This window comes from Blautia pseudococcoides (genome assembly GCF_001689125.2).
In the GTDB taxonomy this organism is placed as follows: domain Bacteria; phylum Bacillota; class Clostridia; order Lachnospirales; family Lachnospiraceae; genus Blautia; species Blautia pseudococcoides.
The window spans coordinates 66,079-83,477 of sequence record NZ_CP015405.2; the positions used below are offsets into that span (position 1 = coordinate 66,079).

At 41.8% G+C, this 17,399-nt stretch carries 10 protein-coding genes; all 10 read left to right on the forward strand.

Annotated elements, in window-relative coordinates; genetic code table 11:
- The first annotated feature begins 8 nt into the window (after positions 1 to 8).
- Entirely contained in the window at positions 9 to 2,075 is a 2,067-nt protein-coding gene (kdpB, locus tag A4V09_RS00290) for a potassium-transporting ATPase subunit KdpB (protein WP_065540584.1), read from the forward strand.
- A gap of 13 nt (positions 2,076 to 2,088) precedes the next feature.
- A complete protein-coding gene (gene kdpC, locus A4V09_RS00295; RefSeq protein WP_065540585.1) occupies positions 2,089 to 2,736 on the forward strand; it encodes a potassium-transporting ATPase subunit KdpC in 648 nt (215 codons plus the stop codon).
- Between the two features lie 106 nt (positions 2,737 to 2,842).
- On the forward strand, positions 2,843 to 4,894 hold the full coding sequence (locus A4V09_RS00300) for a DUF4118 domain-containing protein (protein WP_065540586.1): 2,052 nt from the start codon (positions 2,843 to 2,845) through the stop codon (positions 4,892 to 4,894).
- Between the two features lie 83 nt (positions 4,895 to 4,977).
- Complete coding sequence (locus A4V09_RS00305) at positions 4,978 to 5,745, forward strand: helix-turn-helix domain-containing protein (protein WP_065540587.1); 768 nt, start codon at positions 4,978 to 4,980, stop codon at positions 5,743 to 5,745.
- A gap of 342 nt (positions 5,746 to 6,087) precedes the next feature.
- A complete protein-coding gene (locus A4V09_RS00310; RefSeq protein WP_065540588.1) occupies positions 6,088 to 6,306 on the forward strand; it encodes a helix-turn-helix domain-containing protein in 219 nt (72 codons plus the stop codon).
- Positions 6,307 to 6,326: 20 nt separating this feature from the next.
- Complete coding sequence (locus A4V09_RS00315; RefSeq protein WP_065540589.1) at positions 6,327 to 6,947, forward strand: DUF1819 family protein; 621 nt, start codon at positions 6,327 to 6,329, stop codon at positions 6,945 to 6,947.
- Entirely contained in the window at positions 6,944 to 7,525 is a 582-nt protein-coding gene (locus A4V09_RS00320; RefSeq protein WP_065540590.1) for a DUF1788 domain-containing protein, read from the forward strand. Before A4V09_RS00315 ends, A4V09_RS00320 begins: the two co-directional genes overlap by 4 nt.
- Positions 7,526 to 7,545: 20 nt before the next feature.
- A complete protein-coding gene (brxC, locus tag A4V09_RS00325) occupies positions 7,546 to 11,175 on the forward strand; it encodes a BREX system P-loop protein BrxC (protein WP_065540591.1) in 3,630 nt (1,209 codons plus the stop codon).
- Positions 11,176 to 11,189: 14 nt separating this feature from the next.
- A complete protein-coding gene (gene pglX / locus A4V09_RS00330; protein WP_065540592.1) occupies positions 11,190 to 14,810 on the forward strand; it encodes a BREX-1 system adenine-specific DNA-methyltransferase PglX in 3,621 nt (1,206 codons plus the stop codon).
- A gap of 21 nt (positions 14,811 to 14,831) precedes the next feature.
- Positions 14,832 to 17,399, forward strand: coding sequence for a BREX-1 system phosphatase PglZ type A (pglZ, locus tag A4V09_RS00335; protein WP_065540593.1), 2,568 nt, complete (start codon positions 14,832 to 14,834; stop codon positions 17,397 to 17,399).

The following is a 17,399-nucleotide window of genomic DNA, read 5'->3' on the forward strand; positions in this document are numbered from 1 at the left end:
AAAGAGGAATGTCTAAAAAACAACAACAAACAAAGTTCGTGACAAAGGACATTTTAAAAAGTTCGATTATCGGTGCATTTCAGAAACTAAGCCCCAAATATATGGTGAAGAATCCTGTCATGTTTGTAGTGGAGGTGGGTTTTGTGCTCACGCTGCTGATGACCATTGTTCCAACTCTTTTTGGGGATGATGCATCACTGGGATATCTGAGAGTCTATAACGGAATCGTGTGCGTAATACTTTTTATAACCGTATTATTTGCCAATTTTGCGGAGTCTGTAGCAGAAGGGCGGGGAAAGGCCCAGGCTGCCACACTGAAAAAGACAAAACAGGATACAAGATCACGCCTTATAGACAAAGACGGTACGGAATTGACCGTAAATGCTTCTGACCTGAAAATGGATGATGTGGTTCTGGTAAAAGCGGGGGAGATAATCCCAAATGACGGGGAAGTCATAGAGGGAATCGCGTCTGTGGATGAATCGGCCATAACAGGGGAATCCGCGCCTGTAACACGTGAGGCGGGAACCGATTTTTCATCTGTCACAGGAGGAACAACGGTGGTCAGCGACTGGCTGAAGATCAGGATCACATCAAAACCGGGAGAGTCATTCCTGGATAAAATGATAGCCCTGGTGGAGGGGGCATCCCGCCAGAAGACACCTAATGAGATCGCGTTGAACACCCTGCTGGTAGGTCTCACGATTATTTTCCTCATTGTTGTGGTGTGCCTGTATCCTTTTGCTGCTTATTCAGGGGTGCAGATACCTGTCTCCACAATGATAGCCCTGTTGGTCTGCCTGATTCCAACTACGATCGGCGGCCTGCTTTCCGCCATCGGTATTGCGGGAATGGACAGAGTTACCAGGTTTAATGTGATCGCCATGTCGGGAAAAGCAGTAGAGGCCTGCGGGGATGTGGACACCATGATACTTGATAAGACAGGTACCATTACCTTTGGAAACCGTCTGGCAGCGGAGTTTTATCCTGTTGCCGGAAAAAGCAAAGAGGATTTAATGGACTATGCAGCGCTTTCTTCTCTTTGTGACCCTACACCTGAGGGAAGATCAACGGCAGAACTGGCAAAAAGTATGGGAAGCAGAATAGATGACAGTACTGCAGGGCAGATGGAGTTTGTGGAATTTACAGCTCAGTCCAAAATGTCAGGGGTAAACCTGACAGGCGGTTCTCAGATCAGAAAAGGAGCTGCAGATGCCATCAAGGAGAGAGTCCTGAAAAATGGAGGCAGCGTGCCGGATGATCTGGACACCATTGTGGAACAGATCGCGGGCCTTGGAGGAACTCCCCTTGTGGTGGAAGCAGATGCTGTGATCTACGGTGTTATTTATTTGAAAGACACAGTAAAACCGGGGCTGGTGGAACGCTTTCAGAGACTTAGGGAAATCGGGATCAAGACCATTATGTGTACCGGCGACAATCCGCTGACAGCAGCCACCATTGCGAAAGAAGCCGGTGTGGATGGTTTTATTGCTGAATGCAGGCCTGAAGATAAAATCCGGGCTATCAAAAAAGAACAGGCAGAGGGAAAACTGGTAGCCATGACAGGTGACGGTACTAACGACGCCCCGGCTCTTGCCCAGGCAGATGTGGGGCTGGCTATGAATTCCGGTACAGCGGCGGCAAAAGAGGCTGCAAATATGGTGGACCTTGATTCTGACCCCACAAAAATACTGGAAGTGGTGGAAATAGGAAAACAGCTTCTGATCACAAGAGGTTCTCTTACCACATTCAGCATAGCTAACGATGTGGCGAAGTATTTTGCCATTATACCGGCCATGTTCACCATGGTGATCCCCCAGATGCAGATTTTGAATATTATGAAGCTGGCAACACCTATGTCCGCTATCTTATCAGCACTTATTTTCAATGCGGTCATAATCCCGTGCCTGATTCCCATTGCCATGCGGGGCGTGAAATATAAGCCCATGAGCGCGGAGCGTATGCTTCTGAAAAATATGGGCATTTATGGTTTGGGCGGCATAGTCGTACCATTTGCAGGAATTAAGATCATTGACTGTCTGGTGGCACCGCTGTTGGCAGTGCTGGGAATGTAGGGAGGAAGATTTAATGAGATCATTTTTAAAATATTTTAAGAGTGCCCTGGTCCTGACTGTTTTTATGCTGATCCTCTGTGGGTTTGCCTATCCGGCTGCGTTGACCGGATTGGGGCAGTTTATGTTCCCGCACCAGGCAAACGGAAGTCTGATCACCGCAGAGGGAGAGAAGACAACAGAACCGGAAAAGGCGGCAGGCTCTGCCATTGTAGGACAGGATTTTTCGGGAAATCCCATGTATTTTCAGGGGCGTGTATCCGGAGTGAACTATAACACTTATACAGAGGAAGAAAAGAAGGATAAAAGTTACAGCGGTGTTGGTTCCGGCGGCTCCAATCTGGCCCCGTCCAATGAAGAGCTGAAAGAGCGCGTGGAAAAGACTGTAGATGAATTTCTGGAGAAGAATCCAGGTGTGGAAAAGGGAGATATTCCTGCTGACCTGCTCACCGCTTCCGGTTCTGGTATGGACCCGGATATCACACCTCAGTCAGCAGAGATCCAGATTCCTGCCATATCTGAAAATACAGGACTGAGTGAGGAAGAACTGAGAACAATCGTTGAAAACAACACAGACGGCAGAGTTCTTGGGGTGTTTGGACATGAGAGAGTCAATGTCCTGAAGTGCAATCTGGAGATTGCGAAAGCCATTGGAGAAATATAAGATGTAAACAGAAGATGCGGCAGTCAGAAAACTGCCGTATGGGAAACTGCCGGCAGTTCCGCTTTGGACTGCTGTCAGTTTCTTTGCGTGTGGAAAGGAGTATGCCATGGGAGGAGAGGAAAGGCCAAGTCCCCGGGAACTGCTTGAAAAGATCCGGGTGGAGGAGGAAATGGCGCGGAAAAAGGAGCTGGGGCAGCTCAAAATATTTCTGGGATATGCAGCCGGCACAGGGAAGACATATGCCATGCTGCAGGCCGCAGGGGAGCTGGAAAAGCAGAATATAGATGTAGTTGCCGGATATGTGGAGCCCCATGCGCGGCCGGAAACCACGGCATTGCTGGAGGGTCTGGAGCAGCTTCCATTTTTGATGGTGGATTATAAGGGGGTAAAAATACGGGAATTTGATCTGGATGCTGCCCTGAAGCGTCATCCGAAAGTGATCCTGGTGGACGAACTGGCGCACACCAATATCCAGGGCTGCCGACACAGTAAACGGTACCAGGATATTGAGGAACTGCTGGAACACGGAATCAATGTGTACACCACCGTCAATATCCAGCACTTGGAGAGTCTCAATGACAATGTGGCGAGTATCACTTCCATTATGGTCAGGGAAACCATACCTGACCGTGTGTTTGACCGGGCCAGCCAGGTGAAGCTTGTGGATATCGAGCCGGAAGAGCTGATCGAGCGCATGAAGGAAGGGAAAATCTATCAGGGGGTACAGGCACAGAGGGCTCTTCAGAATTTTTTTACCAGAGATAAGCTGACCGCCCTTCGGGAGATTGCCCTGCGCCGTATGGCTGACCGTGTGAACCATCTGGCGGAGGAGGAGAAAAAAATCTTTGGCGCAGGAGAATACTCTACCGGTGAGCATGTTCTCACCTGCATTTCGCCCGCACCTTCCAACGCAAAGGTGATCCGCACAGCAGCCCGTCTGGCCTATGCGTTTCATGCGGAATTCACTGCGCTGTATGTGGAAACCAGATATCTGCAGAATGCTGATGAAAAGGTGAAAAAACGAAGGGACGAAAATATGCGGCTTGCCAGAAGCCTGGGGGCAAAGGTTGCCACAGTGAACGGAGAGGATGTGTCCAGGCAGATCGCGGAATACGCAAAGGTCAGCAATGTGACAAAAATCGTTATGGGCAGAACGGCTCACCGGATTTTGTTTGGGCAGACAAGAAAAACCTTGGTTGAGAGCCTGAATCAATATGCCCCCAATCTCGATGTGTATGTCATACCTGATCTGCAGAGCGGTATCGGTCAGCGGCCCTATACCATAATAAAAGCCGGGAAATTTCTGCAGGGTATGAAAGGAACCGATTTCTGGATCATGCTGGGCATGATGGCAGTCAGCACAACGGGCGGTTCACTGCTGGCACATTTTCAGATGACAGAAGCCAATATTATCATGGCATACCTGCTGGGGGTGATGCTGACTGCAATCTTTACCCAGGGGTATGTGTGTTCTGTTCTGGCATCCCTCCTCAGTGTGATATTGTTCAACTATTTCTTTACCGTGCCGGTCCACAGCCTTCAGGCATATGACGCAAGTTATCCGGTGACATTTGCCATGATGTTCACAGTCAGCCTACTCACATCCTGGAATATGTCAAAGATACAAAAGCAGAATGAGGAAAATGCCAAGCGGGCTTACCGAACGGAAATTCTGCTGGTGAACAGCAAAAAACTCAGGCGTGCCAAATCCAGACAGCAGGTCAGCGATGATTTGGCTGTCCAGATACAAAAGCTGATGCAGTTTACAGTGATCATATATATGAAGAAAGATGGTGTGATACAGATGCCTTCCATATATCTGCGCGGCGGAATTGAGAATGGCGGGGAGGAAAGCCTGAGGGCAGACTATACCTCCCGGGCAGAGCAGGCGGTGGTCAAGTGGGTGTTTGAAAACGGCCACAGAGCCGGATGTACCACCCATACCCTTCCAAATGCCAAGGCTATTTATCTTCCCGTCATGGAGGATGATAAGGTTTCTGCCGTGGTGGGCATGGTGCTGGAAGAGCGGAGGGAAATCGCCGTATTTGAATACAATCTCATATCTGCTATGCTGGATGAGGCCGCGCTTGTGCTGGAGCGGATCCAGAAGATGGAGGATTTGACCAAATCCATATCTGAACACACACTTCACCACTGAGAATGAAAGATTCTACTGTCAGTCGATGGCAAAATCAGGCATTTTAAGATAAGCTTTTCATAAGAGAGCAGGAGGCTGATAATATGTTTGAGATTGATAAAGAGCGATTTGGAGCATTTCTCTTAGAATTGCGGAAAGAAAAGGGGTATACCCAGAAACAGCTTGCCGAGAAAGTATTTGTTTCTGATAAAGCGGTCAGCAAGTGGGAGCGGGGACTGAGTCTTCCGGACATTACCCTTCTCGGCCCGCTGGCAGAGATCCTTGACGTGACCGTTACGGAATTATTGGAGGCCCGCCGCATCAGTGAGGAAAAAACCATGACAAAGCTGGAGGTTGATGATCTGGTGTCAGGTTCCATTCATTTATCTGTGGAGGAGCAGGAAGAAAAAAGGGTAAGACAGAGAAAACGCATGATTTGTTTTCTCCTCTGCACAGCGGCTGCGGCCTTGGAGACATGGGGTTTGATGAGCACAGGTGGTGGAAAAGAGATATTTTCTACAGAATTTTTTACCATTGAGGGGATGTGTCTATTGTTCGGAGCATGGTTTTTATTATTTGCAAGGGAGACACTCCCGTCTTTTTATGATGAGAATAAGATCAATTATTACAGTCAGGGTCCGTTTCGGATACATATTGCAGGGGTGCATTTTAATAACAAAAACTGGCTTCATGTATTGAGGGCGGGCAGAATCGTCATGATGGGAATTGTGGTTTTCAATCCCTTATTCAGCTTTCTGCTGTTAAAAATCCTGGGGACAGCATGGTGGGAGAGATACGGGGGATATGTCAGCCTGGCAGTGATACTGTGTACCTTTATCCCCATTGTTGCGGCGGCAAAGAAAAATGAATAAGAAAGATTCAAGGACAGAGGATCTCCAGGGACTTTTCCGGGGGATTCTTTTGTTATGACGAATAAGGGATAACTACAGATTTCCCATAAACCTGAATCATATGGTGTTTTCATGTATTGAGTGCGATGTACAGAGATTGTGGGAGGAGGCAGCATAAAATAGAATATCGAATATAACATAGCAGGTTGGTTTTCATTGCGAAGGTCGTCCGGCTATTTTTGTACCAAAATTTCCGAGAACTCGAAAATTTGTATTGTTACTTAGCTGATTCTGCGGTATGATAAGACATGCATGGTAAATAAGAATAAAAGAAAAATACATAAGTAAAACGAGGGTGAAAATATGTATGTGTCCTATGATAAATTATGGAAATTACTGATAGATAAAAAGATGAATAAAGGAGAACTGGCAAAGACTGCCAAGATCAGCACAAGCACTATAGCGAAGATGAGCAAAAGTGAGCTTGTGGCTATGACAGTTCTGATAAAAATCTGTCTGGCATTGCAGTGTGATATCGGAGACATTGTCAGTATTGTTAATAATAAGCAGGAAGACCTGTAGAAGCCGGAGAGGTGTAGAGTATGATAGAAGTGAATATTTTGAAAGAACCATATTACTGCCGAACAAAAGATTTATTATGGTCACGTGAAACCAGACAGATGTTTGAATTGCTGGTCAATGAAAAAAAAACAATTGCTGAATTCAAAGAATTGGCTGAAAAAGAGAATATCTTTAATGCAGCATCTGTGAATCGGGCTGGTAATATTTGGACAGCATTGGCAAGAAGAAATGCTGCTGTGGAGGATGAATTTAGAATTGTATATTTAGATTCATCCTCAGAGATGCAGAAATTGATGAGTATTGTTTTGATCATGTTGACAGATCGAACATTTTATGAATTTATGGATAATATTTTTAAGGAAAAGCTGATAATAGGAGATTTGCACATTTCGGATGCAGATGTGATTGGTTTTATCCACGATATTCAAACAAGGGATGAGAGGGCTGCAAAATGGACAGACGGTGGGATTAAAAAACTGCGCAGTCAATATCTTATGATTTTAAGGGATGCAGAGTTAATACCAAAAGAATTGAAGAATCGAAATATTATAAGGCCAATTCTGTCCCCGGAGGTTACAGATTACTTAAATGAAAATGGCATGGATAGAATTCGGGGAATACTGGTGGGAGAAAGAGTATGAAGACAATAGAAAAGCGTTTAGATATTCTGGAGGAAAAGATGCGCGCGGAATCTTTCCGAACCAATAAAGGTCTTGGTAATGAAGTGGGATATTATGTTTTTGATTATGAGGCATATCAGGAACTCACAGTCAGGGAACGGATCAAACAATTGGAAAATACAAATACCGAATTAAAGTTTGGCTATCAGCTTATCATATATGACCTGTATGAACTTATTCTAAAACTTTTGGAAGAAGAGGATGCACTAGAGGATTTAAAGGAATTGGAAGAAGAGGAAGGAACGGAATATGTTTTCGGATGTATAGGTGATATTTTGAAATTTGATGACAAAGACAGCCTGATCGTAAATTATATTTTAGAACATACACCAGCGGATAGCGTTGTATTTTTGACAGGTGTGGGGAAATGCTTCCCGATTCTTAGGTCACACAAGATATTGAATAATCTGCATCAGGTAATGGATCATTGTCCTGTGATTCTATTCTATCCGGGAAAATACAATGGTGATTCACTGAATGTATTTGGAGAATTAAAGGAAGACAATTATTATAGAGCATTTCCGTTAGTGGAAAGATAAGTACGGGAGGATAAAGAAAAATGAAGATTCGTGATATGTTTCAGAAGGACATTGACCGACCGATTACAGGAGTCATAAAAGTAGGTCAGATAGAAGAATATAATAAAAAGCAGGAATTAGAGGAGTATGTGGTTACAAGAGAGTTGACAAAGCATTTCAGAGAATTTTTCGATCATTATACAAGAAGTATTCAAAACCCAACGGATGAGATGGGAGTGTGGATTTCTGGCTTCTTTGGAAGTGGTAAATCACATTTCTTGAAAATATTGTCCTATGATTTAGATAATGCCGTGATAGCAGGAAAACATGCCTGGGAATATTTGAAAGAAAATAATCAGTCATTACAATCTGATCCCATGCTGCTTGCAAATATGGAACTGGCAGCTCAGACACCAACAGAAGCAATTTTATTTAATGTGGATTCTAAAAGTACAGCCTCTGCCAAATCAGACAGTAATGCCATTGTCATGGTATTCAATCGGGTCTTCAATGAAAAACTTGGATACATTGGTTCCATACCGGCTCTTGCAGACTTGGAAAGAGAATTAGATGAAGAGGGAAAATATCAGGAGTTTCAGGATACCTTTTTAAAGGTAACCGGGAAGGCTTGGCTGGAAACCAGACACAAATTTAAAATCATGCGTGGCAGGGTAGAAAAGACGCTTGTGGAAATGGGCTATATGTCGGCAGAAGATGCAGGTCTGTGGGTAAAGGAATCTTCCACACAGGGTTATCAGATCGCCATAGAAGATTTTGCTGAGCGCGTAAAATCATATGTGGAACGTACTGGAAAAAGAGTCGTATTTCTTGTAGATGAAATTGGACAGTTTATCAGTCAGGATTCACAGTTAATGCTAAACCTGCAGACGATCACAGAGGAATTAGGTGTTCGCTGTAAGGGTAAAGTGTGGGTGATCGTGACTGCACAGGAAGATATTGATTCTATGACAGAGAATATGCAGGAACGTTCCAATGATTTTTCCAAGATACAGGGACGTTTTAAAACCAGACTTTCTCTGTCCTCCGTCAATGCGGATGAAGTGATCAGAGAAAGAATTCTGAAAAAGAATGACACAGGAAAAAGTACATTAAAAGCCCTATACGAGACACAGGAGACAACGATTCAAAATGTGGTTGATTTCAAAGGGGCTGCCATTGAAATGAAAAAAATAAAAAATGCGGAGGAGTTTGCCAATGTGTATCCATTTCTTCCATATCAGTTTAATCTTTTGGCAGATGTACTGAATGCCATTCGTTTGAACAGTTCCACAGGCAAACATTTATCGGAAGGCGAGCGCTCCATGCTTGGCGCATATCAGAAAGCGGCTATTTTTGTTATGGAACAGGAAGAAGGCGTATTAGTGCCATTCTACCGTTTCTATGATGATCTGATCAAGTTTCTGGATCATACCCATGCAGGTGTTATACAAAGAGCTTATGATAATGAGAGACTGAATCCAATGCATGATGAGGATTGTTTTACCATCAATGTTTTAAAGACGTTATTCCTTCTGAAATATGTCAATGGCGTGGATCTGACTGTGGGAAATATTGTGAGCCTGATGATTACAAACATTCATGATGACCGAACAAAACTCCGAAGAGAGGTAGAGGAATCTTTGCAGCTTCTTACCAGAAACCTGCTGGTATCACAGATCCAGGATACCTATGAGTTCCTGACGGATGAGGAGCAGGACATTAACCGTGCCATCAGAGATCGTAATGTGTCAAGCAATGATGTGATCAGAGCAGTAGCAAGGACAACCTTTGATTCTATTTATAATAATTCCAGATACCGTGTGCCAAAATTCAATGGGAGATACACGTTTGCATTTAACCAAACCGTGGACACGGTACCATTTAAGAATAACCAGAGTAATGAAATCGGGCTTCGTTTGATTACTCCAAGGTACGTGAGTGCAGAAGGGAGTTTGGATGATACTTCGCTTAGCATGATGTCAGCCAGAAATCGTGAGGTTATTTTGAAACTGCCCATGGATCATGTTGATTATTATAATGAACTGCTCAATGCCTTAAAAATTGACGATTACATACGCAATGTGGCTGATCCCCAAAAAGGAAAATCAACTGCAATTCGAGCTACTAAAATGCAGGAATCCGGCAAGAGCAAAGATGCAGCGGTAAAATCCTTGAAAGAAGCCATAGGAAAGGCAGAAGTTTTCATTAACGGACAAAAGATTACAGATATCACTACCCGTGAAGCATCTGCAAAAATTGGAGCCACCCTTGAAAAACTGATAGAAAATATTTATTACAAGCTGACATACATTGACAGCCCAAAGGATGATGGAGATATTAAAGCACTTTTTGTAAAAAGCCAGCAGGTGGCTTTGTCTCTGGATGGGGCAAAGGAACCAAACAGCAATGCAGTCCGGGAAGTGAAAGAGTATATCCGACTGACCTCTTCTTCCTATAGCAGTATTTCTATGAAAAGCTTGATGGATCATTTTACGATCGCACCATATGGTTATGTGGAGGCGGATGTGAAATGGCTGGTGGCTAAAGCATTCAAAGATGGGGCAGCATCTGCAACAGTAGATAAAGATCCAATTACGCTGTTTAATAGAAAACCAGAGGAGCTGGGAATGTATTTCACTACACGGAAATACGAAGAAAAACTTCTTTTCCGTGCGAAAGAAAACATTGATGCTGCTAAAATCAAAGCCTGTAAAGATGTGATCAAGGCATTTTTCAATCGCACAGAGACAGACAATGATGTAGATAAGATTATGGAATCCTTTAAGGAGCATGCAAAAGACACAATTAATGAATGCAATGTGATGCTGAAAGAGAATTTACAGGTAAAAGAGTACCCAGGCAGTGAGGTCTTACAAAAAACAGCGAAGATGTTGACGGAGATTTCAGTAATCGATGATACAACTATTTTTTATAAAAAGATAGCAGAAGAAAAAGGAGACTTGATTGATTTAGCCGATGATCTGTCACCAGTGAGAACTTTCTACACCAGTGGTACGCAGCAGAAAATTTTTAACGAAAATGGACTTAGAGCCATTCGTTTCTTTGATAACAGCAAGGAACATATCAACAGTGAGAAATTGGATACAGTCATGGAAAATATTAAAAAGATCGTATATCATAAGACGCCTTACCATTTGATAAAAAATCTTCCGGCCTTGTATCAGTCTTTCATGGAAATTTATGGGAAAGTGCTGGATGAAAAACTGGCACCTGTGTTAGAAGTTATCGAACAGGATAAGAAGAATGTATTAAATTATATCAACGGTCAGTTTTATGAGGATAAATATAAGGCAGAAGTGATCCAGGCATTTGAGGAACTTATAAAGCGTGCATCAACGCAAAATGATATTTCCAATATGCTTGGTTTTAAAGATAAGGCGGATAGCTTGTGTAAAACTTATCTGGATAAATTTGCAAATATGGCGGCGCCTTCACTGCCGGATACATCGTCGGCAGGCGGGGAGGTAAAAACGCCTGCGGATATGACGAAACCAGCGCCAAAACGTATTAAAAACATAATGGCTCGTGATATTACTTCGGATACCTGGGTGATAACCAGCGAAAAGGATCTGGATGATTATCTGGTAAAGGTAAGAAAACAGATTAAGGATGAATTGGATAAAAACGATGTTGTGAAATTGCAGTTCTAGAGGGATGGAATACGATGAATAAAACCGCAATAAAAAGTTTTGCCGTCTGGGCACGTAACAAATTGAGAGAAGAAATCAGAACGAGAGCAGGATTTGTAGGAATTGCTGAAGGTGGAATCGCAGAGCCATTACCGGCATCTACATCAGAAATCAAATATTTTGATGTAGGAGCTGCACAGCCTATATCTGTAACAGGTAAGGAATTAAGGGAAAGAGAAAAACTGGTAAGACAGTTAGAACAACAAACAGAACAAAACGATGGGGATTATAAAAAAATTTATAACCAGATGATAGAAGATTATGCATATGACTGGTTCAATCGTCTGATCGCTATACGTTTTATGGAAGTGAATGAATACTTTCCGGATAATCTGCGTGTGTTGTCCTCCACAGAAGAAGGGGCGAGGGATCCGGATATTGTATCCCTACCATTTAGTTCAGATTTGGAGTTTTCAGAGAAAGAACGGGAGCAGATCATTGAATGGAAGACAAATGGAAAAAGTGACAGCCTGTTCCGGTTTTTGCTGAAAAAACGCTGCAATCAGCTCCATGAATGCCTGCCTGGATTATTTGAAGAAGAAGGAGATGCATCTGAGCTTATGATGCACTTTTCTTTTGTTGATAAGGATGGGATCATCTATCATCTGGTGCATGACATTGAAGAAGAAGACTGGAAAGAGCAGGTCCAGATCATTGGGTGGATTTACCAATATTATAATTCGGAATTAAAGGACGAGACGTTTGCACAGGCGAAAAAGGGCAAGAAGATCAGCAAAGAAAGAATACCATCGGCCACACAGTTGTTTACACCGGATTGGATTGTACGTTATATGGTAGAAAACGCATTGGGGAGAATATGGCTGGAAGGACATCCGGACGACGTACTGAAAGCAGAATGGAAATACTATTTGGAAGAAGCAGAACAGGAGCCAGAGGTACAGGCCCAACTGGAGGAAATCAGAAAAGAATATGGTCAATTGACACCGGAAGAATTGACATTCATTGATCCTTGTATGGGGTCCGGGCATATTTTAGTCTATGCATTTGATGTATTGATGCAGATTTATGAATCACAGGGATATACAAAGCGGGATGCGGTGCGATCCATATTAAAAAATAACCTGTACGGATTGGATATTGATGGCAGGGCTTATCAGCTTGCTTATTTTTCGATAATGATGAAGGCAAGAGAGTATGATACCAGGATATTGGAAAGAGGGATTGCGCCGCAGGTGTATGCGATACAGGAAAGTAACGGAATTAACCGTAATCAGTTAAATTATTTTGGTGCTGATTTAGAAGAAATACAGAAGAAGGATGCATTACAGCAGATGAATGAACTGTTGGATACATTTAAAGATGCAAAGGAATATGGTTCTATTTTAAATGTGAAACAGTATGATTGGGAACTGCTTGATAGATTTGTCGGTTCGATCGTAAATGATATGCAGATGGATTTTGAGACTGTTGGGATAGATGAGACGAGAAAGTTGTTAAAGGTTATTCTTTACAACGCTAAAAACCTGGCACGGAAATATGACGTTGCATGTACAAATCCACCTTATATGGGAATCAGTAATGGAAATAAAAAACTGAATGATTATGTAAAAAAGCATTATCCGGATAGCAAATCAGATTTATTTGCTGTGTTTATTGAGAAATGCGGACAGATGATTAAAAGAAATGGATATCGTTCAATGATTACACAGCATGCGTGGATGTTTCTTTCAAGTTTTGTAAAGCTGCGAAAAAAAATGCTCCAGGCGGATATTGTGAATATGGCTCATTTGGGAGCAAGGGCTTTTGAAGAAATTGGCGGTGAAGTAGTGCAGACGACGGCGTTTGTTGTGAGGAATGCTAATATTACAAGATATAAAGGCATATATTACAGGTTACTTGAGCCGACAACTCAAGTAGGTAAAGAAAAGATGTTTCTTGGAGGAGATAATCACTATGAAGTTAAGCAAGATAATTTTTTGAAGATACCAGGATCACCGATTGCATATTGGGTTTCCAAAAATCTTTTTAGAGATTTTCAACAAGGTAAAAGTATTGGATTAACAGCAAAAGTATCTGAGGGGATAAAAACAGGTAATAATGAATATTTTCTTCGTTTATGGTTTGAAGTTAATTTAAAAAAATTCTCTATGGCTAAAATCAGTAAAGAATATAAATGGTATCCACATCATAAAGGTGGAGAATTTCGCAAATGGTATGGGAATTTAGAATGGGTAATAAATTGGGAGTCTGATGGTGAAGAAATTAAAAAGTCATTTAATTCGGGATTGCAAGGACAGGATATGTATTTCCAATGTGTATGTGGCAGTACAAAAGTAAGCTCTAAGTCAACTTCTATGCGATATTATGAGAAAAATGTATTATTTGATTCAGGTGCACCATCAATAATGGCAGGGGTGAATACTAAATATATTTTAGCGTTAATAAATAGTAAAGTAGGAAAGTATATTTTGAATATTCTAAATCCAACGCTTAACTTACAAGTAGGGGATTTGAAAAAAATTCCTATTTTGTATCAAAACTATAGTTTGATTAATGAATTATCGAGTTTATGTATTGAATTATCACGGCAGGACTGGGATTCCTTTGAAACTTCATGGGATTTCAAAAGACACCCTCTGATTTCATTTAGAAATCAAGATATATTTTATAATTCTGATGATAAGGCTGATTTTTCAAAGTCAGTGAATTATTCTATTGAGGGATCGTTTTTATTATATCAAGATTTTATCAAGCGACGATTTAACCAGTTAAAATCCAATGAGGAAGAACTGAACCGTATTTTCATTGACATTTATGGCTTGCAAGATGAATTAACACCAGAAGTAGATGACAAGGATGTAACTGTACGCAAAGCAGATTTGAGAAGAGATATTGGTAGTTTGATCTCCTATGCCGTAGGCTGTATGTTCGGCCGCTATTCCCTTGACACCCCAGGCCTTGCCTACGCCGGCGGTGAATGGGATGCAACTAAATATTTCTCTTTCATTCCAGATAAAGACAATGTGATCCCAATCACCGATGCACGTTACCTGGACGATGATATTGTAGAATTATTCATCAAATGGCTCACCGTTGTTTATGGCAAAGAAACACTGGAAGAAAATCTTGATTTTATGGCTAAAGCACTGGGAACAAAGGGAACGGACAGCAGAGATATTATCCGCAATTATTTCCTAAAGGATTTCTTCAAGGATCACTGTGCAGCTTATTCTGTAACCGGATCTGGAAAACGTCCGATTTACTGGCTCTTCGACAGCGGCAAACAAAATGGATTTAAGGCTTTGATTTACATGCATCGCTATCATGCAGATACGATTGGACGTGTACGGGTTTCTTATTTACATCGTATACAGGAAAAATATGAGAATGAAGTGCGTGCCATTGACACGATGACACTGCATATGACTGACCAGAGGCAGATTGCAATAGAGGAAAAGAGAAAAGAAAAGCTTTTGAAGCAGATAGCAGAAGTGAAAGAATATGATGAAAAGCTGGATCATCTTGCAGCAGAGAAGATAGAGATAGACCTTGATGATGGGGTGAAGGTAAATTACGAGAAGGTTCAGACAGATCGTGATGGTATGAAGTATCAGATTCTTGCCCCGATAAAATAAAGTTGGAGATGTGACAGGGATATGGATGAATTGAATATTCAGGAAATAGAAAAAAAGTTAAATATAGAATTTGAAGCTGGGCAGCGGATTGTCTTTTGGTATGATGCAGATGCTTCTTTTGAGGACACTGTGGATCGATTAAAGCTGGAGGGTGTAGAAATTTTGCATTTAACGGATCGCAACACTTTCCGAACTAAAATCTTGATAGAACATGAGGACAAGGAAGGAAAATATCTGATTTATGCACCTTTTGAAAAACCTGACGTGGAACATGATCATTTAGAAGATATCTTGTTATATTCTAAACAGTTCCATGCGGATCGTCTGTCTTTGATCGCAGCAGATATAGGCCTTCCGGACCGCTTCCGTGTGCCGTTAAAGAAACGATCTGTGTTCTTTGGTATTGGCCGGAAAAATACGAAGGAAGTAGTAAAGCGTATCAACGATTTTATCAAACGTGCCAGTGAGGTGGATTTACCATCGGCGGAATCGGATATGATTGATTTGTTGGCATTATGTGTTATTTCCAAAGCCAGAAATGTCACGGTGGAAGACCTGATGTACGCTATCTTTGCTGCTGGAGAAGTTGAAAAACAGGAAATTATCACAGAGTTTAAGAAAGCGGATGTTGCCGATGCATTTTGGAAACTGTGCAGCCATCACTTTGGATATGAAGAAAGTGAGCCATCCTTACTGCGGCTGCTGTTATCTCTGTTCGCTGTTCATGCCTGCAGGGAATTTGAGGATGCTGTTCCAGATGCATGGAAATTATTTTTACAAGATAGTGTGAAAAGTAAAGCAACAAATATCAGTGTCCTTCTGGACAATATGATGAATAATGTCATCTACCAGGATACATTTGATGAAATATCCAAGACAGCAGAGACAGTGCTGGATGTCGAAAAGGCTTTTGGAAGAGTAAGCCTTGATAACCTGCTGGGCTGCACTTCTTTTCGGTATATAGATGAACTTCTGATCAAATGGATGATTGGACGGGAACTGGCAGAAGACAAGAACGCCATGATATCTGGCATGAGCATACCAGCTATCTGTGATATAAGAAAACGTCTTCACTTTGGAAATTATTATACAGCAGCGTATGATGCGTTGAAATCCGGTTATGAAATCCTGACAATTGTAGGATTTACTCCCGAGCAGGAGCTTTCCAAACTCGCATCTGCATATATTAAATCTGATTACAGAGTGGATACGAATTATCGAACATTTATTACCTCTCTGGATAAATTAGAGGACAGCAGTTGGTTTGATGAATTAAAGATATTAATTCAAAATATCTATCAAAGGGAGTTTTTAGAAAAGATAGTCTATGCATGGAATAATGCTTTTGTGAAAAATGATATGCGCCGCATCATGCCATTTCAATCAGATTTCTATCAGGATAAGGTGAAAAAAATAAAGGAAAAAACAGTGGTTATCATCTCAGATGCATTTCGTTATGAAGCTGCTAAACAGTTGGCGGACAGATTTGAGGAGGATCAGAATTGTGAGATCAGAATGGACACCATGATGGGAACCTTGCCCTCTTATACAGCGGTTGGTATGGCAGCATTACTTCCCCATAAGGAATTATCCATGACAGAAGATAAAGAACATACCGTCTTATTAGATGGAAACGCTTGTGCCACAACGGAGCAAAGAAGAAAAATCCTCCAAAAAGAGAATGAAAATTCTGCAGCTGAATTATATGAAAAAATAGCTGAAATGAGTGCAAAAGAGTTAAAGGCATTTACAGTGGGAATGGAAGTCATCTATGTTTACCATAATCGCATTGATGCAACAGGTGAGACAGCCAGAACGGAGCATAGTGCATTAGCGGCCACAGAACAGGCGATTGATGAGATTTTTAGTATCATCAAGACATTTTCAAAGAGTGGAAATGTATATCGTTTTTTGGTGACAGCAGATCATGGCTACATTTATTCCAGAAAGAAACTGGAAGCGACTGATAAATTGGAGCATGAGGCAACGGAAGCTGCTTTTGTGGATCGGAGATTCATTATAGATGACAGGGAGTTTACCGTAGACGGAGTATTTGCTGTTCCAATGAAGGCTGCATTAATGAACAATGCGCTGAAACGTTATATTATGTGTGCCAAAGGGATGAGCGTGTTCAAATGTGGTGGTGGTATGAATTATGTGCATGGGGGTTCGTCACCACAGGAACTGATTATTCCATCCCTGTTTGTAAAAACGCAGCGGGGGGTTGTAGCAACCGAAGATGTGAAACTGAATCTGATCACAGATTTGAGAAAGATTACCAATCTTAAAGTGAAGCTAGACTTTTTCCAGGAAAAGACTGTGACAGATACAGTAAAGTCTACCATATACCGTTTGAAGTTTGAAGCAGATGATGGAGAAATTATTTCTAATGAAGTCCTTCTGGATGTAAACAGTAAAGAAGAGAAGCCAGGGAATCGGATTTATACCATCAGTTTTGATATTAAGCGGAAATCTTATAGCAGTGGTCGAAACTATTTCCTGAAAATTGTAAATGATAAGACCGGAGCAGAAAGCATGAGCCGGCAAGTGATTATGGATCTGCCATTTACGGGGGATTATGGATTTTAG